The 22,781-nt window shown below is 66.9% G+C and carries 15 protein-coding genes and 1 pseudogene; 10 read left to right on the top strand and 6 right to left on the bottom strand.

Going from position 1 to position 22,781, the window contains the following annotated elements:
- Positions 1 to 28 precede the first annotated feature (28 nt).
- Complete coding sequence (locus CSW59_RS19475; protein ID WP_099445627.1) at positions 29 to 1,390, bottom strand: arabinogalactan endo-1,4-beta-galactosidase; 1,362 nt, start codon at positions 1,388 to 1,390, stop codon at positions 29 to 31.
- Positions 1,391 to 1,594: 204 nt separating this feature from the next.
- On the opposite strand from CSW59_RS19475, the gene CSW59_RS19480 reads away from it, so the two are divergent.
- The 5 genes from CSW59_RS19480 to CSW59_RS19500 all read left to right on the top strand — a co-directional run bounded on the left by CSW59_RS19480 (position 1,595) and on the right by CSW59_RS19500 (position 6,616).
- Positions 1,595 to 2,971 carry an NAD(P)/FAD-dependent oxidoreductase gene (locus CSW59_RS19480; RefSeq protein ID WP_099445628.1) on the top strand — a complete coding sequence of 459 codons (1,377 nt, stop codon included), beginning with the start codon at positions 1,595 to 1,597 and terminating at the stop codon, positions 2,969 to 2,971.
- Positions 2,972 to 2,973: 2 nt separating this feature from the next.
- On the top strand, positions 2,974 to 3,750 hold the full coding sequence (locus CSW59_RS19485; RefSeq protein ID WP_099445629.1) for a DUF1365 domain-containing protein: 777 nt from the start codon (positions 2,974 to 2,976) through the stop codon (positions 3,748 to 3,750).
- Positions 3,751 to 3,780: 30 nt separating this feature from the next.
- Complete coding sequence (locus tag CSW59_RS19490) at positions 3,781 to 4,392, top strand: sigma-70 family RNA polymerase sigma factor (protein ID WP_099445630.1); 612 nt, start codon at positions 3,781 to 3,783, stop codon at positions 4,390 to 4,392.
- Positions 4,389 to 5,027: a ChrR family anti-sigma-E factor gene (locus tag CSW59_RS19495; protein ID WP_099445631.1), complete on the top strand. Its 639-nt coding sequence runs from the start codon at positions 4,389 to 4,391 to the stop codon at positions 5,025 to 5,027. The genes CSW59_RS19490 and CSW59_RS19495 overlap by 4 nt, the downstream gene beginning before the upstream one ends.
- Before the next feature lie 95 nt (positions 5,028 to 5,122).
- A complete protein-coding gene (locus CSW59_RS19500; protein WP_099445632.1) occupies positions 5,123 to 6,616 on the top strand; it encodes a putative 2OG-Fe(II) oxygenase in 1,494 nt (497 codons plus the stop codon).
- 124 nt (positions 6,617 to 6,740) lie between these two features.
- Here CSW59_RS19500 and CSW59_RS19505 read toward each other — a convergent pair whose 3' ends face one another.
- A complete protein-coding gene (locus CSW59_RS19505; protein WP_099445633.1) occupies positions 6,741 to 9,683 on the bottom strand; it encodes a TonB-dependent siderophore receptor in 2,943 nt (980 codons plus the stop codon).
- A gap of 587 nt (positions 9,684 to 10,270) precedes the next feature.
- Here CSW59_RS19505 and CSW59_RS19510 point away from each other — a divergent pair.
- The 3 genes and pseudogenes from CSW59_RS19510 to CSW59_RS19520 form a co-directional block, all read left to right on the top strand.
- On the top strand, positions 10,271 to 11,002 hold the full coding sequence (locus CSW59_RS19510) for a 2OG-Fe(II) oxygenase family protein (protein ID WP_099445634.1): 732 nt from the start codon (positions 10,271 to 10,273) through the stop codon (positions 11,000 to 11,002).
- The gene (locus CSW59_RS19515; protein WP_099445635.1) at positions 11,002 to 11,550 is read left to right on the top strand and encodes a hypothetical protein; all 549 of its coding nucleotides are present in this window, start codon (positions 11,002 to 11,004) and stop codon (positions 11,548 to 11,550) included. Before CSW59_RS19510 ends, CSW59_RS19515 begins: the two co-directional genes overlap by 1 nt.
- Before the next feature lie 45 nt (positions 11,551 to 11,595).
- A pseudogene (locus tag CSW59_RS19520) lies at positions 11,596 to 13,228 on the top strand (DUF5597 domain-containing protein); the annotation flags it as partial.
- A gap of 318 nt (positions 13,229 to 13,546) precedes the next feature.
- Here the strand turns inward: CSW59_RS19520 and CSW59_RS19530 are convergent.
- From CSW59_RS19530 to CSW59_RS19545, 4 genes are all read right to left on the bottom strand, one after another.
- Entirely contained in the window at positions 13,547 to 15,247 is a 1,701-nt protein-coding gene (locus tag CSW59_RS19530) for a glycoside hydrolase family 43 protein (protein ID WP_099445637.1), read from the bottom strand.
- A 165-nt stretch (positions 15,248 to 15,412) separates the two neighbouring features.
- Positions 15,413 to 16,582, bottom strand: a complete 1,170-nt coding sequence (locus tag CSW59_RS19535) for an endo-1,4-beta-xylanase (RefSeq protein ID WP_201722866.1) — start codon at positions 16,580 to 16,582, stop codon at positions 15,413 to 15,415.
- 92 nt (positions 16,583 to 16,674) lie between these two features.
- Positions 16,675 to 17,991 carry an amidohydrolase gene (locus CSW59_RS19540; RefSeq protein WP_099445638.1) on the bottom strand — a complete coding sequence of 439 codons (1,317 nt, stop codon included), beginning with the start codon at positions 17,989 to 17,991 and terminating at the stop codon, positions 16,675 to 16,677.
- Positions 17,992 to 18,191: 200 nt separating this feature from the next.
- Positions 18,192 to 20,336 carry an alpha-glucuronidase family glycosyl hydrolase gene (locus CSW59_RS19545; protein WP_099445639.1) on the bottom strand — a complete coding sequence of 715 codons (2,145 nt, stop codon included), beginning with the start codon at positions 20,334 to 20,336 and terminating at the stop codon, positions 18,192 to 18,194.
- Between the two features lie 349 nt (positions 20,337 to 20,685).
- Here CSW59_RS19545 and manD point away from each other — a divergent pair, with 349 nt between their 5' ends.
- Both manD and CSW59_RS19555 read left to right on the top strand, forming a co-directional pair.
- Positions 20,686 to 21,897: a D-mannonate dehydratase ManD gene (manD, locus tag CSW59_RS19550; protein WP_099445640.1), complete on the top strand. Its 1,212-nt coding sequence runs from the start codon at positions 20,686 to 20,688 to the stop codon at positions 21,895 to 21,897.
- A 112-nt stretch (positions 21,898 to 22,009) separates the two neighbouring features.
- On the top strand, positions 22,010 to 22,759 hold the full coding sequence (locus CSW59_RS19555; RefSeq protein WP_099445641.1) for a FadR/GntR family transcriptional regulator: 750 nt from the start codon (positions 22,010 to 22,012) through the stop codon (positions 22,757 to 22,759).
- The last annotated feature ends 22 nt before the right edge of the window (positions 22,760 to 22,781 follow it).

The raw sequence follows: 22,781 nt of genomic DNA on the forward strand, positions 1-22,781 counted from the left end.
ATCAATCCGACATGACAAGCAGCTTGGGTCAGTCGAGCGTCACCACCGAAGCCGCCTTGCCCACGACGGCCGACTTGGCCAGCGCGTCAGCCACGGCTGCGGCGTCCGTCGCCGTGGCGGCTGTCACCGAAGCGCCGGGCATCAGCCGCGTGCGATAGGTCCACGAGCCGCCCTCCAGCCGCATCGGCCGAGGCCCGACGCCGCCCAGAAAATCGCCGTCGATGAAGCGCGCCGCCTCCCCGCGCGCCGTGGCGCGGAAGGTGACGTCCACCGGCATGACATAGGGCGTCGTGAGCCATTCGACGCCTTCCAGCGCCTGGCCCTTGAAGTCGAAAAGGGCCGCGTTCTCCCAGTTGGAGCCAACGCCCCAGCGGGTCTTGCACTTGGTCGAGAGCCACGCCGGCTCCCAATAGACAACCCCGACCCCGCCATTGGCGAAGACGAGCTGCGTCAGGTCGGTCAGGTACTTCTTCTGGCCGGCGGGCGTGGCGGGATAGCCGGCGATCAGCGAGTCCTGCCCCAGCAGGTTGGGCGAGGAATCCGCTCCGTCGTTCGTGAACGGATAGGCCGTCTCGACCACCACGACGTCGGCGGAATAGAGGTGGCGCAGGCGGTTGATGGTCTCGCCCAGCTGGGCCATCGAGCGTTTGGACCACTTGCTGTAGTAGCTGATCCCGATCAGGTCGAAGTCGGTCACGCCCGCCTTGGCGGCGGCCGCGAACCAGGGCTCGACGTTCTCGGGCTGGGCGATGTGCAGCATGATCCGGGGCTTGATCGCCGAGGCCGCGCCGGCGTCGCGCACGGCCTTGATGCCCGCGTTGAACAGCAGCGCGTTGCGCTCCCAGTTGATCGGATCCTTGGCCTTTTCGAGACTGGAGACGATCTCGCCGTTGGACTCGTTGCCGACCTGGACCATGTCCGGCATCAGGCCTTCGCGGTCCAGTTCGGCCAGGGTGTCGCGGGTGAAGGCGTAGAGCGCCTTGGCTTGGTCGGGGGTCGAGAGCTTGACCCAGGCCTTGGGCGTCAGCTGCTTGTCGCCGTCGGCCCAGTCGTCGGAATAGTGAAAGTCCAGCAGCACCTGCAGCCCGGCCTTCTTGGCCTTGGCGATGCTGCGCTTGACGTCCTTCAGGTTCGAATAGGGCGTCCAGTCCGGATCATTCCAGATGCGGATGCGGGCGAGGTTGGCTCCAGAGGCCTTGAAGAAGGCGTAGGGCTCGACGGTCTTGCCGCCCGATCGAAAGACGGCGCCACAATCCTCCATCTCGTTGGCGTACGAGATGTCGACGCCCAGATAGGTGTTCGGCGCGGCCCAGGCCTGCCCGAACGGCGTGGCCAGGGACAGGGCGAGCACGGAAGCCAGGGCGGCGCGGCGTGGGGTCGAGACAGACATGTTTCCTCCGGACGCGACCGTTCGACGGCCGCTGAAGTTCTAATATTATTTATCACATAATTTGGATGCAAGACACCTCGTGCATCCATCACGGCGCCAATTGCGTGGGCGCGAAAAACTGACCGACCAGACTCGTCTGTATGGCGATCACGACCGTAGATAGGGGCGAGCGCGCTTTTCGCGCCAAACTCCAGGAGACAGTCGATGAGGCCTATGCACGGCGAGTTTCCGGCGAATCCTGGTCATGCCTCCCCCCTGCGGATCGCGGTGATCGGAGCCGGAATCTCAGGGCTCTCCAACGCCTGGCTGCTGGGTCAGCGCCACGACGTCACCCTGTTCGAGTCCGCCGATCGCCTGGGGGGCCACGCCCACACGGTCGAGGTCGAGACGCCCAAGGGGCCCGTCCCCGTGGACATGGGCTTCATCGTCTACAACGAGTTCAACTATCCGAACCTGACGGCGCTGTTCCAGCATCTCGGAACGCCGACCAAGCACGCCGACATGTCGCTGGCCATCTCGCTGGACGACGGCCAGCTGGAGTATGGCAGCAAGAGCCTGGCCTCGCTGTTCGCCCAGCCCAGCGCGCTGCTGCGTCCGCGCTTCTGGTCGATGCTGCGCGACCTCAACCGCTTCTACCGCACCGCGCCCGGACACCTGGCGACGCTGGATCCGGTGGTGTCGCTGAGCCAGTATCTGCGTGACAACGGCTATGGCGCGGCGCTGAGCCAGGACCATCTGCTGCCAATGGCGGCGGCCATCTGGTCGGCGACGATCGAGGGCGCCGGCGAACACCCCGCTGCGGCTTTCATCCGCTTCTTCGAGAACCATGACCTGCTGCGGTTCGTCGGCCGGCGCACTTGGCGGACGGTCGACGGCGGCAGCCGCGCCTATGTCGACGGCCTGGCCGCCGCCTTCAACGGCCAGGTCCGCCTGTCGACCCGCATCAAGGCCGTGACGCGGTCCGAGGACGGCGTGAAGATCGTCGAGGCCGACGGCCGCCAGACGACGTTCGACCACGTCGTCTTCGCCACCCACGCCCCCACCACTCTGTCCCTGCTGGCCGACGCCGACGCGCGCGAGCGGTCGGTGCTAGGCGCGTTCCGCTACACGACCAACGAGGTCGTGCTGCATCAGGACCGCCGCCTGATGCCGCACCGCCCCCTGGCCTGGGCCAGCTGGAACCATCTGGGCCGGCGCGATGATCCAACCGCCGGCTGCGTCAGCTACTGGATGAACCACCTTCAGAGCCTGAAGGGCGCGCCGCCGCTGTTTGTCACACTCAACCCGCACATCGCCCCGCGCGAGGACCTCGTCCATGAGGTGCGAAGCTTCGAGCACCCCCACTTCGACGCCGGCGCTCTGGTGGCGCAAAACGATCTGTGGAGCCTGCAAGGCGTAAACCGCACCTGGTTCTGCGGCGCCTATTTCGGCGCGGGCTTCCATGAGGACGGCTTGCAGTCAGGCCTCGCCGTGGCCGAGCAGCTGGGCGGCGTCCGTCGTCCCTGGCGCGTGGCCGATGAGAACGGCCGCCTTCCCTTCCGGGCGCCCCAGACCGCCTCGCCCCTCGAACAGGCCGCCTGAGGGTGAGCGCCTCGGCGATCTACGAGGGGGTCGTAACGCATCGGCGGTTCTCGCCCGCCTCGCATCGCCTGCGCTACCGCATCTTCATGCTGCTGCTGGACCTGGACGAGCTGTCGGACCTTGGCGCGAAACTGAAACTGCTGAAGTTCGGCGCCTTCGGCCTGATGTCGTTCCGAGCCGCCGACCATGGCGACCGCTCGGGCGGCGACCTCAAGGCCTACGCTCATGAGCGCCTGGCCGAGGCCGGCATCGTGGCCGACGGGCCGGTGCGCCTGCTCTGCATGCCGCGCATCCTGGGCTACGGCTTCAATCCGCTCAGCCTCTATTTCTGCCACCGCGCCGACGGCGAGCTGGCGGCGATACTGTACGAGGTGCGCAACACCTTCGGACAAAGCCACAGCTATCTGGCCGCCGCGCCCGAGCCCGGCGTGTCGCCCGTGCGCCAGAGCGCGCCCAAGCGGTTCTACGTTTCACCGTTCATGGACATGGACCTCACCTACGACTTCGAGATTCTGCCACCGGGCGAAGCCGTGGCGGTGAGCGTCTCGGCGCGGCGCGGCGACGACGCGATCCTGACCGCCCGCTTCGGCGGCGAGCACCGGCCGCTGACCGACGCCAACCTGCTGAAGGCTTGGCTGAAGCACCCCTTACTCAGCTTCAAGGTCATTGTGGGCATCCACTGGGAAGCCGTCCGGATCGTGGCGCGCGGCCTCTGGCTGCGCCCGCGACCGCCCCTGCCGCCCGAACCGGTTACGATCGGCGTCGTCGCCAAACCCTAGAGTCATCCAAACAGAGCCATTCGGCGTATTATGGTCATGCATGCGACTCAGGCCGCCCATCATCACCCTCGAAACCGCGCTGTGACGACGTCGCGCGATTTCGACGACTGCGTGCTGCGGATCGCGGCCGACCGCGACCGCGAAGCCTTCGCGACGCTGTTCGACCACTACGCGCCACGCGTGAAAGCGCTCTTGATGCGTAGCGGCTCTCCCGCCGCCGCCGCAGAGGAGCTGGCGCAGGAGACCCTGCTGAGCGTCTGGCGCAAAGCGCACCTCTTCAATCCCGAACGCGCGTCTTCCGCCGCCTGGATCTTCACAATCGCGCGGAACCTGCGCATCGACAGCCTCAGGCGCGGCGACGCCAGCGTCTATGCCGCCGATCTCTCCCTGGCGGCGGACGAACCCGCCCAGCCCGACGCAATCCTCAGCGGCGCTCAAGACGCCGAACTCGTCAGGGCCGCGATGCGGACCCTGAACCCCGACCAAGCCCGAGCAATCGAGATGGCCTTCTTCCACGAGCAAACCCACACCCAGATTTCGCAGGCCTTGGGCGTTCCCCTCGGCACCGTCAAGGCGCGGATCCGCTTTGGCATGATGAAACTCCGCGCCTTTATCGAGCGCGACGTCGGGGGCGCCGCATGAGCCTGCGTCGCCAACCGAGCGAAGAACGCCTGCTGGCCTATGCGGCCGGCACGCTCAGCGCCCCCGAGGCCGTGGTCGTCGCCACGCACCTGGCCCTGAAACCGGAAACCCGTCCCTGGGCCGATCTCGGCCGCGCCGTCGGCGGCGCGTTGCTCGACGAGGCCGAGCCCGTCCCGATGGACGTCGGCGCGCGCGACGCGGCCCTGGCGCTTCTGGATACGCCTGCCGCGAACGACAAGCCCATCCCGCCCGAATCCGCCGACCTGTCCCTGCCAGAGCCCCTACGCGGCCTGCCTCTGGGCCCTTGGCGCTGGGCTGGCCCCGGCGTGCACGTGCGCAACGTGATCGGGCCGCGCGACGGCGACTGCCGCGTGGTCCTGCTGCGCATTGCGCCGGGCCAGTGCGCGCCGCGCCACACCCACGGCGGCGTGGAGCTGACCTGCGTGATCAGTGGCGCCTACACCACTGAGGACGGCGTCTTCGCGCAGGGCGATTTCGAGGAGGCCGATCCGAAGGTGACGCACCAGCCGCGCGTCATCTCCGAGGAAGCTTGCCTTTGCGTGGCCGCGCTGGACGGCCAGATCGTGCTGCCCGGGCGCCTGGGCCGTCTGCTGGCGCCGTTCGTCAAGCTTTAGGCGCCCGTCTTCGCGCCGACGGGTTCGCGCCTTGCCTGTTGTGGTCCTTCGCTCGGAAAGACAAAGAAGCGACGGGACTCAAAGGCGGCGCCGTCATGATCGATTCGTTGACCCATCAGGCCTGGACGCTCATCGACAATGGGCGGGCTGCGGACGCGCTTGGCCTGACGACGGCGACGGCCCTCTCACCCCAGGCGCCCGCCAACCTGCTGATGGCGCACGCCGCAGCCTTGAAGGCCCTTGGACGCCACGACGAGGCGCTGACCTTCAATCGCCGCGCCGTGACCCGCGCGCCGGGCGATCGCTTCGCCTGGTATAACCTAGCGGCCACTCTGGGCGACCTCAGCCTGAACGCCAAGGCCGAGGAAGCCGCCCGCAAGACCATCGCCCTGGGCCTGGACGTCCCCGAAGTGCGGCTGGTGCTAGGAAAGGCGCTGCAGGGCCTGCATCGCTATGACGAAGCCGAGCAGACCTTCGAGGTTGCTCTCGCCGTGCGCCCCACGGACGCTGTGGTTCACCTGGAGCTGGCCCAGCTGCGCTGGATGCGCACCGGCCGGATCGACGCCGCCCTGGCTCGCCTGGACGCCGTCATCGCCCGCCAACCGACCGCCACCAGCCTGCATCTGATCCGTAGCACGGTGTTGACCTTCGCCGGCGATCGGGCCGGCGCCGACGCCACGCTGGAGCGCGCCCTGGCCCATGCGCCCGACGACCTGATGGTCCGCATCGCGGCGGCGCGGTCGGCCGGCGCCCAAGACGACCCTGAGCGCATGCTGCGCCACGCACGGGAGGTCCATAGGCGCGCGTCCGGCGCTGGCGAAGCCCGTGCGGTCCTGTGCGAAGCGCTGCTGGCCAACGGCGAGTTCGACGCCGCTGCGGGGGTGGCCGAAGACATGGTCGCCGCCACGCCCGACGACCAGTACGCCCTGGTTCTGCGCAACACGGCCTGGCGGATCATGGACGATCCGCGCGGCGAGCTTTTCCGCGACTACGCGACGCTTGTCAGGACCGACAAGCTGGACACGCCCGAGGGCTGGCCGAACCTGGACGCCTTCCTCGACGCCCTGCGCGAACGGCTGCTGAAGATGCATGATCTGGAAACCCACCCGCTGCACCAGTCGCTGCGCGGCGGCACCCAGGTTCCGTCGCTGGATCGTTCGCAGGATCCGCTGGTGCGCGCCTTTTTCGAGTCGGCGCGAAAGTCGGTGGCGCGCTATATCGCGGCGCTGGGGCCGGGCCAGGATCCTATCCGGCGCCGCCAAACCCAAGGCTTCGCCTTTGCCGGCGGCTGGTCGGTTCGCCTGAAGTCGGAAGGCTTCCACGCCGACCACGTCCATCCGCGCGGCTGGATCTCGTCGGCCTTCTATCTGGATTTGCCAGGCCGGTTCGACGACGAGGCCACCCGGGCTGGATGGTTGCAGTTTGGGCGTCCCGGCTGCCGGACGGAGCCGGTGCTTGAGGCCGAGCACTTCGTCAAACCCGAGCGGGGGATGCTGGCCCTGTTCCCCTCATGCCTGTGGCATGGGACCCGACCGTTCTCGGATGACGGTCATCGGCTGACCGTCGCCTTTGACGTGGTCCCGCGCTGAGGCCAGCGCCTACTCGGACGTCCAACGCTCGCACCAAAAAAGCCCGCCCCGGGTGACCGGAGCGGGCTTTTCGCCAGACCGGTCTCCCCGTCGCCGAGACGACGAGGAGACCTTGATGCCTGGATTAGTAGCGCAGGCGGGCGTTCAGGAAGAACGTCCGGCCCAGCACGTCGTAGACGGCCGGATAGCCGCTGTTCGACGGCGAGGCGTTGCCGCCCAGGATCGGATAGGCTTCCTGGGTCAGGTTACGCACGCCAGCCGTGAAGGCGACGTTGTCGGTCACGTCCCAGTCGGCCGACAGGTCGATGTAGTTCTTCGCGCCGATGTGCTCGACGGTGAAGCGGCTGGCGGGATTGTCGTCGATCACGTCGTCCAGGTGGCTCCAAACCAGGTTCACACCCAGGTTGTTCATGCGCCAGTTGACCGAGGTGCGCAGCTTGTGGCGCGGCACCGGGTTCACGTCAAAGCCGCGGCAGAGGTTGCCGAACTTGTCGGCGCACTTGATCGGCGACGAGATCGGGTCGGGCAAGATCGTGTACAACCAAGTGTTGGTGTACAGCGAGCGCACCGCGACCGAACCCCAGTCCGGCAGACCCAGGTCTTCCAGGTTGGTCCGGTAGGCCACGCCGAAGTCCAGGCCTTCGACTTCACGCGAGGCGACGTTGGCGTTCGGCGTCCTGACGAAGTCGATCGAGCCGTTCGCCAGGCGCACGATCGCTTGGCAGTAAGGCGAGGTCGGATCGCCGTTGACCCGCGAGCCGTAGCAGACCTGCATCGCGTTGGCGGTGCCACCAAGGGCGGCGTCGATCGCGTCGGTCACCTTGATGTTGTAGAAGTCGAGGGTGAACGAAAGCTTGGGCGCCCACGACGGCGTGTAGACCGCGCCGATCGTCAGAGTCTTGCCCGCTTCCGGACGCAGGTTCGGGTTCCCGCTCGTCAGGGTCTGGGTCTGAGTGTTGGCGCTCAGCACACCCACGACGCTGGCCGGCACGCCCGAATTGATACAGGCTTGGCGAACGGCGGCGGTCGGGTTGGCGCGGGCCGAACACGGGTCGGTCGCGGTCGGGAAGCTGTTGGCTTGCGGCTGGTACAGTTCGCCGATCGACGGCGCGCGGATCGCCTTGTTGTACGAGGCGCGCAGCAGCAGATCGTCATAGACCTTCCACGAACCGGCGACCTTGTAGGTCTTCACCGGATTCGGCTGACCCGTGTAGTCAGAGGTCCGGCCGGCCAGTTCCAGGTCCAGACGCTGAACGAACGGCAGGTCCTTCAACAGCGGAACCAGCACTTCGCCGTAGGCTTCGTAGACGTCGAAGCGACCCGAGACAGGCGGCGAGGCGTTGAAGCCGGTCAGGTTGCCCGTGGCCAGATCCTGGCTGGGATCGAACGCGTACTCTTCGGAGCGGTATTCACCGCCGATAGCAAAGCCGATCGGGCCGGCCGGCAGCGAGAACAGGTTGGCCGTGTCACCGTTGAAGGTGAAGCCGCCGAACAGCTGCTCATAGTCTTGCGACGAGTTGATGCGGGTGCGGATGAAGTTGGCCGCGGCGGCCGACATGGTGCCGTTGCCGAAGATGTTCACCGGCACGCAGCCGTTGGACGGGTCGGCGCAGGCGGTGCCCGTGGCGTTCAGCAGCAGGCCTTGCTGGATGCGGGCCAGGCTGGTGTCGCCCAGCAGCGTGTTGCTGCCATGGGTGTTGCCGTACTGGAAGTAGACGTCGAAGCCGCCGTTGATGGCCTCGATGTCGCCCTTCATGCCCAGCTGCATCTGGTAGCCGAAGAAGTTGAACTTCGACACGCGCGGCCCCACGTCGCTCAGGCGCTTGTTGAAGACGCCAGTGACCGTGTCGAAGAGGCCGTCGCCGTCGGTATCGACGTCGGTGTAGGTGCCGGTCGCCCAGGGGCTGGAAGCGGCGATCTGATAGCTGGTGGTCGAGCCGAGACCCTTTAGGGCGTTCTTGGCCGCCGCCGTCAGGAACGGGTTGTTGTCCAGCGTGAAGCGGAAGACCCGGTTCCCGACAGGCGTCGGAGCCAACTGGGTGACGACCTTCGAATTGACGAAGTTGCCCTTGGCGTAGACCGTCAGGCCCGGCTTGACCTCATAGCTGGCCAGCGAGGTGAGCGAGTAGCGCTCTTGCGGCGTCTGGAGGTAGTTGACCGGCGCGAAATTGTAAGTGTCGTTCGCTTCGTTGTAGAGGCGCACGTCGCCATTCGACAGGAACAGAGCGGAGTCTGCGGAAGTCGGAGCACGTCCCAGGCCGGGGAAGTCAATCACCTTCCCGCCGACGAACGTTCCGACACGACCCGGCTCCATAGAACCCGAGCCCGACGGGACTAGGCCGGTCCGAGCAGTGTTGTCGCCCCAGGCGCTGCTCAGCATGCCGCCGCGCTCGCCCTGGGTCAGGGCTTCGCGCTTGTTGTAACCCAGGCTCAGGACCACGTTGCCCTTACGATCGGCGAAGTTGGCGCCCATCGTCAGGTCGGCCGAATAGATCGGGGCTTCGCCCTTGTCCGTGGTCGAATAGCCGGTCGAGAATTCCAGCCCTTCGAAGTCGTCCTTCAGGATGAAGTTGACCACGCCGGCGATGGCGTCGGAACCATAGACGGCCGAGCCGCCGCCCGAGACGACGTCGATGCTCTTGATGAGCGCGGTCGGGATCAGGTTCAGGTCGACGGTGCCGCTTTGTGTGGTCGGGGTCTGACGCTTGCCGTCGACCAGCACCAGGGTGCGGTTCGCGCCAAGGCCGCGCAGGTTGACCGTCGCGGTGCCGTTGTTGCCGTTGTTGACGGTCGAGGTGATGCCCGGGACGGCCTGCGGCAGGGTGTTCAGCAGGTTTTCGGTGTTGACGACGCCCGACTGCCGCAGTTCGGCCGCGCCCACGCTGGCGATCGGGCTGGACGAGGTCAGGTCGGGACGCGCGATGCGCGAGCCGGTGACGACGATTTCCTCGACCTGAGCAGACTCTTCCGTCGCCTGCTGAGCCCAGGCCCCGACGGCCGGCAGCATGACGCCGCAGAGGATGGAAGACGCCAACAGGCTCTTCCGACGGCTAACAAAACCCAACAATTCCACCTCCAAAAACTTGGCGTCGCCGACATAGCGCGGCGGCGAGCGCTCCCCCCCGGTTCCTCAGGAACTGGGCATTGGCGCATGGAGGCGGTGTCCGCCGTCTCGGGTCAACCACGGCTCATGTCGGCTCAGCAAGAAATTCGGCACAGTGTCTCAAATGCGACACATTATCGCATGTTTCTCGGGAACCGGGCCATAAAAGGCTATGAATTTCAGGGAGATGGAGAGAACTCGCCAATTGCCAACTGACAACATTTGGCAATGTTCGGGCTAGAAAATATTGATTCTTGTCAAATCCCTCCAAGCAAACCCCGAGCAGTCGTAACGCCGTTCGCGTAGCCTGGTCTAAAAGATTGCAAATCGTAACGGAGCGATCAGCCTGGGAGGAGCGATCAGGCCGCCCGAGTTAACGGTACCAGACACTTCCTCTACATTGCAGAGCTCAAAGAGAAGGTAAAAGTTGTTTGGATGGCCGATATTTTAAGCCCCAGAAAGTGCCGGGTGGTTGCACCGCGCTGAGAAGCATCGCTTGAATATAAGCGCGACAGATTGACGCCGCCCGTGCGTCGCGTATCCGAGTTCGAATGGCCCTGCACTCGCCCCTGAGAATCAACTCTGACCTGCCGGTCGACACGTTCGCCGCCCGCTTCGCGCAGGACGGCTATGTGCAGATTCCGGTGTTCCTGGCGCCCGAGGACGCCGAAGCGGTGGCGAGCCTGCTGGAGCCGCTGACCTGGAACATCGTCGCGCCGGACGAGACGGCCGAGACGCTGGTCATCACGCCGGACGTGATCAAGAAGTTCGGCGAGGCCCAGGTCCGTCAGTTTCTTCAGGGCGCCATCCGCCGCGCCGGAAAGACCTTCTCTTTCGTCCACATGTCCTACGCGTTGCAGGACGAGTACCCTCGCGCGCCGCAGACGCCCATTCACCGCGCGACCGAGTTTCTTGAAAGCCGGGCGTTCCTGGATTTCGGCGGTCGCGTGATCGGCGCGCCCGAGGTCGCCGGCGTTCGGGTCCAGGCGTCCTACTACCGACCCGGCGATTTCCTGACGGTGCACGACGACAGCCATCGCAAGGACCATCGCCTGGCCGCCTTCACCCTGGGCTTCACGCGCCGATGGCGGCCCGACTGGGGCGGCCAGCTCCTGTTCCATGACACCGATGGAAACGTCACCCGCGGCCTCGCGCCAGGCTTCAATGTGCTGACCCTGTTCAAGGTGCCGACCGCCCACTCGGTGGCGCAGGTCGCCAGCTATGCCGAGACCAAGCGGCTATCGCTGACGGGGTGGCTGCTGGGCGGCAAGGACGCCGACTGATGAAAAGCAAGATGATGATCCGCCCTGCCCTCTCCATGGCCCTGGCCTTCACCCTGGTTGGCGGTAGCGCCATGGCCCTGACCGGCTCGGAGCCGGACGTGATCAAGGCGCTCAAGGCCTGCAGCGCCATCAAGGCCGATGGCGAGCGACTGGCCTGCTACGACAAGGCCGCCCAGTCGGTCGCCAAGGCGCAGGAAACGGGCGAGGTCATCATCATCGACAAGCAGGCGGCCCGCGCTGCTCGGCGCCAGGCGTTCGGCCTGGAATTGCCGACCCTGTCGATCCTGGACCGCGGAGCGGACAAGAGCGAGACCGAGACGCTGCAGGCCACGGTCAAGTCCGCTCGCGCCGACGCCGACGGCCGCCTGGTGCTGACCCTCGAAGACGGCGCGGTCTGGCGGCAACTTGACGACCGGACCTTGGGCAAGCCGCCCAAGCCGGGCGCATCGGTCGAAATCCGCAAGGCCGCCATGGGCAGCTACCTGATGAAGATCGGCGGCCAGCCGGCCATTCGAGTTCGTCGCAGCGAGAGCGGCGCGGCGCGCTGAGCAGCCTCGCCAGCGTCGTTTCCTGCGGCTCCATCGCGAAACGCGGTTGATCTTACAAGCAGCGCGCGGTCATCTGACCAGTATCATGCGCCTCAAGATCGCCCGCCTCGCCGCCGCCCTGGCCATCGCCGTATCGCCTGTTTGCGTCCGCGCCGAGGCGATCCCTCGCATCGCGCCGGTCAACGGCGTCCAACGCCTGCTGGTCGACGACAAACCGTTCCTGATCCTGGGCGGTGAGCTCGGCAATTCTTCAAGCTCGGACCTCAAGGACCTTTCGCGCCACTGGCCCGTCATGAAAGCGGCGAACCTCAACACCGTGCTGGCGCCCGTCAGCTGGGAGCAGGTCGAGCCGGTCGAGGGGCGGTTCGACTTCACCGTGCTGGACGGGATGATCCAGCAGGCCCGCGCGCAGGACATGCGCCTGGTGCTGCTGTGGTTCGGGGCCTGGAAGAACAGCATGTCGACCTACGTCCCGGCCTGGGTGAAGCGCGACCGCGACCGCTTTCCCCATGCCCAAACGGCGGACGGGCGGGCTGTGGAGATACTCAGCGCTTCCTATCCCGCCACCCGCGACGCCGACGCTCGCGCCTTCGCCGCGATGATGGCCCACCTGAAGGCCGTGGACGGCGACAAGCGCACCGTCCTGATGATCCAGGTCGAGAACGAGATCGGCATGCTTGCCGAGGCCCGGGACCACACGAAAGCCGCTCAGGAGGACTTCCGCAAGCCCGTGCCGGCCACCGCCCTCAAGGCGCTGAGCGCCCAGATCAAGGGGCGAAAGACCGGAACCTGGGAAGAAGTGTTCGGCGCCTCACTGGCCACCGACGAACTGTGGCAGGCCTGGACCTTCGGCCGTTATGTCGAGGCGGTGACTGCGGCCGGCAAGAAGGCCTATCCGCTGCCGATGTACGTCAACGCCGCCTTGCCCCGGCCGGGAGCCGCGCCGGGCGGCTATCCCAGCGCGGGCCCTCTACCGCACCTGATCGACCTGTGGCGCGCGGCGGCTCCGTCCTTGGATATGCTGAGCCCCGATATCTACTACCCCGACTTCATGAAGTGGGTTCCGCCCTACGATCGCGCGGACCAGCCGCTGTTCATTCCGGAGGCCGACCAGGCCGGCAAGACCCCCGCGCCCGGCAACGCCTTCTGGGCGTTCGGCGAGCATGACGCGATCGGCTTCTCGCCCTTCTCGATCGAGGACCTGCCCCCTAGCGGCGTCAAGACCCTGGGGGCGGCGTATCGCCTGCTGGACCGCTTAAGCCCCCTGATCACCACGCACGACGGCGGCAAGACCAAGCGCGGCTTCCGCGCTCCGGTCGCCTATGACGGAACGATCGACCTGACGCCCCGCAAGACCAGCTTCGGCCCCTGGGAGGTCACCGCGACCGTTGTCGATCCCTGGACGCCCAAGGACAGCCAGGACTATGCCAGCCATGGTGGCCTGATGATCCAGACGGGTCCGGACGAGTTCCTGGTCGCCGGACGCGGGGTTACCTTCACCTTCGCGACGAAGGGCGCCAGCGTGGGCCTGGAGAGCGTGCGGGAGCTGACCTTCCAGGACGGGAAATGGGTCGATGGCCGCTGGCTGAACGGCGACCAGACGCACCAGGGCCGCCACGTGCGCTTGCCGCCGTCCGACTTCGGCGTCCAGCGGGTGAAGCTGTATCGGTACCGATAGCGCTTCCTCCGGTACGCCTGCGCCCGGAAGCGGACGTAGCGATAGTCTGTTCAGGGAGTGGAGGCGACCTGCCCATCTCTTCTCAATAACTCCCGTCATTCCCGCCCATGTGGCGGGAACCTCTCTGTCCGTCGCAGGTGCGGGTGGGGCGGACTGCCAAGCAGTCCGCTTGCGCTTCACGTGTCAGCTGAAACAGGGGTTCCCGCCACAAGGGCGGGAATGACGGAGTTTTATTGGGTTGGGTCCGCTATGGGGCGAAAGCCCGCCTCGACCCAGACGCCGATTTCGGACGTTCCAACCACGGCGGCAAGAGGCGCCCTACTGCTCCGCGCCGTGGGCGTAGACGCCCAGCATGGTCCCGACGAAGCCGCCGGCGATCTTGGTGCTGAGCGTGGTCCCGTCCGCGCCCGCCTTCAGCACCTCCCACTTGCCCGGAGCCACCCCGTAGGCGAAGTCGAGGCTCCCGGCCTTGGCGGCGATCTTCAGGTTCAAGGGCTGGCCGTCCTTGAGGGAAACTGGCTTCTCGGCCACCACGAGGCCATCGACCGGATCGTTCTTGCCAGCCCGCCTCTCGACCCGCACCAGCGTCTTGCCGCCGGCGCGGACCAGACCCACGAACCAGTAGAAGTCGTCGCTTTGCACCGCGACCAAGCCCGCCTTGTCGCCGTCGGCCTTGGGCGTGAAACGCACCGTCGCCTGGACCGTGGCGTTCATGTGCTGCTGGCGGCGCGCCCAGATCGAAGGCTGCTCGTGGCCGCCGATCTTGTCCTTGCGGGCCTCCACGTTCAGCGTCCCGCCCTTCACCGACCACCAGCGCTTGCTGGGGATGCGCATGGTCATCCAGCTGTTGGGCAGCTGGGGACCGACGAAGCTCTCGGCCGCCTTGAACGGGCCCGAGGTCGGCGGGGCCGGAGTCTCTTTCTTGCTTGAAGGGGGCAGCTTCGGCGCATCGGCCACATACGGGATGGTCTTGCCGTTCTCCAGGATCACCGGCCAGCCGTCCTTCCACGCGACCGGCAGCAGGAAGGTCTCGCGGCCAGTGTTGTAGAGATCATCGCCATAAGGCCGGACGGCCAGGAAGGTGGCCCACCACTGGCCGTCCGGCGTGTCGACGATGTCGGCGTGGCCGGCTGAGGTGATCGGCAGCGGGCGATCCTTGGGCAGGCCGCGCTGGGTCAGGATCGGGCTCTTGTCATAGGGGACGTAAGGCCCCGTCACCGACTTTGAGCGCAAGGCCACCTGGCTGTGTCCCTCGGCCGTGCCGCCCTCGGCGGCGGTCAGATAGTACCAACCGTCCTTCTTCAGGATATGCGGCCCCTCGGGCCAGATCGGCTTGGTCGAGGGATCAACGCCCTTGTCCAGCAGCACCGAGCGGGGCCCGATCGTCTTCTTAGCTTTCGGGTCGTACTCCTGGATCCAGATGGCGCGATGGCCCTGGTATTCGGCCGGTCCCGGCGGCTCCTCGTTGTTGACGATCCAGCCTCGCCCGTCGTCGTCGAAGAACAGCGAGGCGTCGATGCCGCCGACCTGTGGCAGCCACACAGGATCGGACCACGGACCTCGCGGGTCCTTGGCGGTGATCAGGAAGTTGCCGCCGCAGTCGACGCAGGTGTTGAGGATGTAAAAGAGGCCGTCGTGATGGGTGATCGCCGGGGCGAACACGGCCCGCGACAGGCCCAGCCGCTTGAAGTCCAGCATGCCCGGCCGGTCGATGGCGTTGCCGATCTGGGTCCAGTTCACCAGGTCGGTCGAGTGGTGGATCGGCAGGCCGGGGAACCAGGCGAAGGTCGAGTTGACCAGGTAGTAGTCCTTGCCGACCCGCGTGATGCTGGGGTCGGGATAGAAGCCCTGCACGACCGGGTTGCGGTACTGGCCCGGCCCGGCCTTGATCGCGTCTGAGGGGTCGCTGCCCTGGTAGACGAAGTTGCTGAACGCGGCGGTGTTGGGCGCGGCCCATGCCACGGAGGGGGCGGCGGCGGGGGCGGCCAGCAGGGCCAGGGTTATCGCCGTTCGGATCATTCGTCTCTCCCTTGTGGGGCTGTTGAGCGCCCCCTCCGTCTCGCCGCCGATGGCGGCGATCCACCTCCCCCGCTTTGCGAGGGAGGATGCTGCGACCTCCTCCTCACCCGCGACGCGGGGGAGGTTGCGCGGTGCGGATACGCGCCGCGACGGAGGGGGCGCTGGTTAAACCTCCCGCGCCGGCGCCGCCCGCAGCGCCGCAGCCACCGCCTCGCGCAACGGCTTGGGCTTGTAGTCGTCATCATAGAGCGTCGGGCGCTTGGGCTTGCCATCCTGGCGCAGCCATTGGCCCTGCAGCCACGAGTATTTGTCGATCATGCCCCAGGCCAAAACCTCCTTGGTCTGGCGGTAGCTCAGCACATGGTCGAGGAAGGCCTTGGCGTAAGCCGCCACCGCCGCGTCGCGCGGGCCAAAGTCATAGACCAGCCCCTTGTCGTGGACGTCGAACTCGGTGACCAAAAGGTCATAGCCCATGCCGGTGACGTCGTTCAGGAACGCCGTCCATTCCTTCTCCTGCGGCTTGCCAAAGCCGGTGAAGGTATCGGCGTTTTCCGCCCCGATATGGCTCTGGATGCCCAGGGCGTCGACGGGCGTCCCCCGCTTCTTGAAGCCTTCCAGCAGCTTGAGCACACCGTAGCGGTGCTTCTCGTTGCCGACTTCCTGGCTCATGTAGTCGTTGTAGACGAGGCGCGCCTTGGGCGCGGCCTCTCGGGCCACGTGGAAGGAGAGATCCAGCACCTCCTCCTTGCCCATGGCGTCCGACAGGAAGGTCGAGCGGATCGACCCGTCCTTGGGGTCGACAGTCTCGTTGACCACGTCCCACGAGATCATCTGCGGATAGCGCGCGCACAGGGTCTGGATGTGCTCGGTGACCATCTTGGCCGCCGCCTGGGCGGGGCGCCCCCCGAAGTCGTAGGTCTTGGTCCAGGCCGGAAACCACTGCGGGTGATGCCACAGCAGGGTGTGGCCGCGCAGGGCCTGGCCGTTCTCACGGGCGAAGGCGGCGATGCGGTCGGCGCGGCTGAAGTCGAAGCTCTCCGGGCCCGCCGCGCGGACCACGTACCACTTCAGCTCGTTCTCGGGGACCAGAACTCCGCACTCGCGGGCCAGGATGGCGCGATAGCGGGCGTCCTCGAACGGGCCACGGGTGGCGCCGGGCGGACCGGCGGGAACCGCCGATCCAAAGTACAGCCCCTTCGCCTTGGCCAGGTCCCGCAGCGGAGTCTCGTCGGCGAAAGCGCCAGAGGGAGGCAGGCTCGCGAGTAGGCCGGCGGCCGCGCCAGCGGCCATCGCGAGCGCCTGTCGCCGTGTTGGTTCGATTGGACTCGAAGCCATGGTCGCCTCCCGTTTTATCAGCGGCGCGGTAGCGCTACCATTTTGACAGCAGAGGACCTTAGACGGGCGGCGGGGTCAAGCGGTTAGAGGTCTTACTTCCCCGTCACCGACAGCACCGCCAACGTCATGGCCTCGACGCCCGTGCGAATGGTGGGCTCCGGCGTCGGGGCGAAGAAGGGCGAGTGGTTGCTGGGCAGCGGCTTACCCTCGGCCTCAGCCTTCTGGACCATCGCCTTGTCAAAGCCGCCGATGCCGAAATAGAGCGACGGCACGCCGGCGATGACGAACTCCGAATAGTCCTCGGACGCCGAGCCCGGCTTGGTCTGGGCCACCGCGCGAGCGCCGAAGGCGGCCTTGAACACCGCCGCCGTCCGGTCGGTCAGCGCCTGGTCGTTGACCACCATCTTGCCGCCGGGGTTCAGCTTGACGTCGGCGGGCGGCGCGCCGGCCATGTCGACCACCGCCTTGGCCGTACGCTTGACCCCGTCGAGGATCTTCTCACGCACCGCGTCGTCCTGGGTGCGGACCGTGCCGCGCACCCGGGCGTTGTCGGGGATGATGTTGCCGGCGCTGCCGGCCTGGATCGAGCCGACGGTGACGACGCCAAAGGCCGAGGGGTCCTTCTCGCGGCTGATCACGCTCTGCACGTCAACGGTGAAGCGCGCCGCCATCATCACCGGGTCGATCGTCGTCGAGGGCATCGAGCCGTGCCCGCCCCGGCCATTGAAGGTGATATCGAGGCCATCCGAGGTCGAGCTGATCACGCCGGCCTTGTAGTAGACCTCGCCCGCCACGCCGTTGCCCACGTGCAGAGCAAAGCCGTAGTCGGGCTTGCCGCCGATCTTGTCCCACAGGCCGTCGGCCAGCATCGCCTTTGCGCCGCCGATGACCTCCTCAGCCGGCTGGGCCACGAAGACCAGCGTGCCCTTCCACTTGGACTTCATGGCCACCAGCTGGCGCGCCGTGCCCAGCCAGGCCGCCATATGGATGTCGTGGCCGCAGGAATGGGCGACGAAGGTCTGGCCGTCGCGCCAGGTCGCGGTGGCCCGGCTGGCGTAGGGCAGGCCAGACTTCTCCTCCATGGGCAGGGCGTCCATCTCGGTGCGGATCAGGACCTTGGGCCCATCCCCGTTCTTGAGCACCGCGACGACGCCGGTCTTGCCCACGCCCTCGGTGACGGTGAAGCCCAGGGCCCGCATCTCGGTGGCCAGGATCTTGGCCGTCTGGACCTCCTGGAAGGCCAGTTCGGGATGGGCGTGGATCGTCTTATAGACCGCCTCCAGCGCCGGGTAGTCACGGTCCAGCTGAGCGTCGATGACCTTCAGCGTCGCCGGCGCGTTCATGGACGCGGCGTGGGCGCTGGTGGCGAGGACTAGGGCCAGTGCGGCGGCGGCGAAGAGGGGCTTCATGGGGGCGGGGTCTCACGCTGACGGTCTCGCTTAAGATGACGCACGCCAGGCATCAATCCGCCACCCCAATCGTCATCCCGCGCTTCATGCGCGGGACCCATTTGCCCGCCGCACGGGCGATGGAAGTCCATCAACTCACTTGCGAGCTGAACCATGGGTCCCGCACATGAAGCGCGGGATGACGGCCTATTTCAGGCCCCCTACCCCCCATTCCCCGGAGCCCAGCGGAACTTGAGGCTCTGATACTCCTCCAGCGACTTCTCAGGCGGCTTTTCCCCCGCCGGCAGCGGGCGCTTGGAGAAGGTCTGGAACCAGGCGATCGAGGCGTCGCGCCACCATTGGGCCTCAAAGCGCTGAATCTTCAGGAAGTCGGCGACCTCGGCGTGGCGCTGGGGGTCGACGTAGGGGCTCAAGCCAGCCCAGGTGCGGTTCATACCGTCCACGTACGAGACGCCGCGCGAGTAGTGTTTCACCATGCCGTCCCACAGGGTGTCGCCGGACTTCAGGCGATAGTCCCAGGGCAGGTGGTGGAACCACAGCAGGTCCTTCTCGTCGACGCACTTGAGGTCGGCGAAGCAGGCCCCGACCGGCGGCGCGTACTGGCTGGTGGCGTTGCTGCCGGTGGGCGTGCGGTCGAAGCCGATCCCGTCCGGGCTGGCCTTGGCGTAGTAGACGCTGGTCCAGTCGGCGCGCGGACCGCCCGACACCCAAGGACCGGGGCCGTAGTGGTGGCCCTCGCCCATCTGGTGGTGCAGACCGAGCGGGGTCATGTAGTCCACCGCCGCCTCGCGCGAGCCCATCATCATGTCCACGGCGGGCTTCACGAAGCGCTCGTCGTTGGTGAAGGTCATCTTGGCCCAGTCGCGGGCGATGGCGCGGGTGTCGGCCTCCGGATCCCAGGCGAGGCGCCCGAAGACGTACCAGTTGGCCTGGTCGAACTGCGAGCCGCTCCAGTTGCGGTCGCTGCCGATGTTGGCGACGCCCGCCATCACCGTCAGCTTACGGCCGTCCAGCTGGCCGTCGACCACCTTGGCCACCGTCGAGCCCTTGCCCTTGACCATGGTGTCGGCCTTCAGGGTCTCTTCGTACATCGGGCCCAGATAGACGAGGTGGGTCGCGAAGCCGAGGTATTCCTTGGTGATCTGGAACTCCATGCCGATGTTGCTCTTGGGCATGGCCCCGAACAGCGGGTGGAAGGGCTCGCGCGGCTGGAAGTCGATCGCGCCGTTCTTGACCTGGATGACCACGTTGTCGGCGAACTGGCCGTCGAACGCCTTGAACTCGGTGTAGCCCTGCTTGGCGCGGTCGTCCGGCTGCTCGTGCGAATAGACGAAGGCGCGCCAGATCACGACGCCGCCGTGCGGGCCCACGGCCTCGGCCAGCATGTTGGCGCCGTCGACATGGGTGCGGCCATAGTCCTGCGGGCCGGGCTGGCCTTCGGAATTGGCCTTCACCAGGAAGCCGCCGAAGTCGGGGATGTCCTTGTAGATCTCGTCGGCCTTGGCCTTCCAGAAGGCGCGGACGGCCGGGTCCAGCGGGTCGGCGGTCTTCAGCCCCCCAATCTCGATCGGGGCCGAGAAGCGGGCCGACAGATAGACCTTGATGCCATAGGGGCGGAAGGTGTCGGCCAGGGCCGCAGCCTTGTCGATGAAGGGCGCGGTGAGACTATCGGCCTTGGCGTTGACGTTGTTCAGCACCGTCCCGTTGATGCCCAGCGAGGCGTTGGCGCGGGCGTAGTCGAGCATGCGGCCGTCGACGTGGCCCGGCAGCCGCCACCAGTCGAAGATCGACTGGCCCGAATAGCCACGCTCGACCGTGCGGTTCAGGTTGTCCCAGTGGTTCAGCATACGCAGGCGCACCTTGGGCGCGCTGGCGAGGTCGAGGCTGGCGACGGCCTGGCGGGTCTGGATCAGCGAGAGGTAGCGGAAGACGCCGTACAGCACGCCGATGTCGCGGTTGGCGGCGATGACCGTGGTGGCCTTGCCGTTCACCGCCAGGGTGCGGATCAGGTAGCCGTCCTCGCCCAGGCTTTTAAGCGGCAGGTTCAGCTTGGCGATCGCGGGATCGGACGCCGCGCCCAGCAGGATGACGCCGTCGCGGGTCCCGGCGGCGGCGGTCGCGGGCTTGCCAAGGTGGCCGGCCAAGCCGCGCTCAAGCTCGGCGTGGGCGGCTTTCATCGTGGGGGCGTCGCGGGTCGGCGCGATGGCGCTGGCGGCGGCGGCGTAAGGCGCACGCGCGGCGGCCTCGACCGGCTTGTAGCGCAGCCAAAGGTCATAGCCGTCTTCCGCCAGGGCGGCCGGGGCGGCGAGGAACAGCAGGGCGGCTGTGAACGCCATCAAACGCATCATGTTTCCTACCCTAATTCCCGATTTCCCCGGCGAATGCCGGGGCCCAGATCGCAAAGCCCGGCCGAGCAAGTCCGGCACAAGCACAGCCCTATGATCTGGGTTCCGGCATTCGCCGGGAAGATCGGCTTTTTTGAACTTCCGAGCTCGGATCAACGCACCCGAAAGCGCGCCGCCAGAGTTCGAGCCCGCCAGTCTTAGAGGTCAGACCACCGGGTTGACAACCTTTATGGTACCGGTACATCGGTAAGCTAGGGAGGAAGTTTTGGATAGCTGGCGCGACCTACGCGCGGCGTCCCGCGCTTTCGGCCCCACCCTTTCACGCCCAAGCGGCCAGCCGAAGCATCCCATGCCCAAGATCATCGCCGCCAAGACCATCGTCACATGTCCCGGGCGCAACTTCGTCACGCTGAAGATCATGACCAGCGACGGCGTCTACGGCATCGGCGACGCGACGCTGAACGGCCGAGAACTGGCGGTCGAGGCCTATCTCTCCCAGCACGTCATCCCCTGCCTGATCGGTCGCGACGCCCACCAGATCGAGGACATCTGGCAGTACCTTTATCGCGGCGCCTACTGGCGGCGGGGGCCGGTGACCATGGCCGCCATCGCGGCCGTCGACATGGCGCTGTGGGACATCAAGGGCAAGATCGCCGGCCTGCCGGTCTATCAGCTGTTGGGCGGCGCCTGCCGCTCGGGCGTCATGGTCTACGGCCACGCCAATGGCGAGACGGTTCAAGAGACCCTCGACAACGCCGCCCACTACGCCGAGCAGGGCTACAAGGCCATCCGCCTGCAGACCGGCGTGCCGGGCATGAGCGGGACCTACGGCGTCTCCAAGGACAAGATGTTCTACGAGCCGGCCGACAGCGACCTGCCCAAGGAGACGATCTGGTCGACCGAGCGCTACCTGCGCAGCACCCCCGCCCTCTTCGAGGCGGCGCGCGTTCGGCTGGGCGATGACCTGCACCTGCTGCATGACGTCCACCACCGCCTGACGCCGATCGAGGCCGGCCGGCTGGGCAAGGACCTTGAGCCCTACCGCCTGTTCTGGATGGAGGACGCCACCCCGGCCGAGAACCAGGCGAGCTTCCGGATCATCCGCCAGCACACCACGACGCCGCTGGCGATCGGCGAGATCTTCAACTCGATCTGGGACTGCAAGCAGCTGATCGAGGAGCAGCTGATCGACTACATCCGCGCTACGGCGGTGCACGCCGGCGGGATCACGCACCTGAAGAAGCTGGCCGCCTTCGCCGACCTGCACCACGTGCGCACCGGCTGCCACGGCGCCACGGACCTTTCGCCCGTCTGCATGGGCGCGGCCCTGCACTTCGATCTGTCAATCCCGAACTTTGGTGTCCAGGAGTACATGCGCCACACGCCGGAAACGGATGCGGTCTTCCCGCACGCCTACACCTTCGCGGACGGCATGCTGCACCCGGGCGAGGCGCCGGGCCTGGGCGTCGACATCGACGAGGCGCTGGCGTCCAAGTACCCCTACAAGCGCGCCTACCTGCCGATCGCGCGCCGCCTGGACGGCTCGATGCACGACTGGTGAGGCGCGGCGCAGCGCCTTCCAAGACGAAAAATCAGGCCCAGCGGCGCCAGGGTTCCGTGGTAAAGGTCGCGGACCTAGACAAAGCCAGCGTCCTCGGGCCCCTTCGCCGACCATGTCAGACAACGTCAAGCTCTACCGCAAGATCGCCGACAGCGTGGCCGAGGCCATCGAGGCCGGCCAGTACAAGATCGGCGACCGCCTGCCGACCGAGCGCGAGCTGGCCGAGCAGTTCGGGGTATCCCGCCCTACCCTGCGCGAGGCGATGATCGCGCTGGAGATGCTGGGCATGATCGAGGCCCGGCACGGCCTGGGCATCTATGTCACCGGCAATGTCCGCCCCATGGCGCCATCGGCCGAGATCGACTTCGAGATCGGCGCCTTCGAGCTGATCGAGGCCCGTCGCCTGTTCGAGGGCGAGGCTGCGGCCCTGGCCGCCACCTCGATCACCGACGAGCAGATCGCCGAGCTGGACACCCTCTTGCGGCGGATGCACGAGGAAGAAGAAATTCGGGGCGAGGACGCCGATCGCGAGTTCCATCTGACCATCGCCCGAGCCACCGGCAACGGCGCGATCATCGCCACGATCGAGAACCTCTGGGACTGGCGCAACCGCTCACCCCTGGCCCGCAACATCCTGACCCGCGCCCGCGGCATGGGCCTAGAGCCCCGCATCGTCGAGCACCGCCGCGTGGTCGAGGCCCTGAAGGCCCGCGACCCCGCCGCCGCCCGCCAGGCCATGCGCGACCACCTGGAGCGCGTCATCGACCACCTGCTCCACGCGACCGAGACCGAAGCCGTCCAGAAGGCGCAGCAAGAGACCAAGGCGCGGCGGAGCGCGATCGCGAAAAGGGTGGCGATTTGATCTTTCAATCCTCCCCCTAGCG

The organism is Caulobacter sp. BP25 (assembly GCF_002737755.1).
In the GTDB taxonomy this organism is placed as follows: Bacteria; Pseudomonadota; Alphaproteobacteria; order Caulobacterales; family Caulobacteraceae; genus Caulobacter.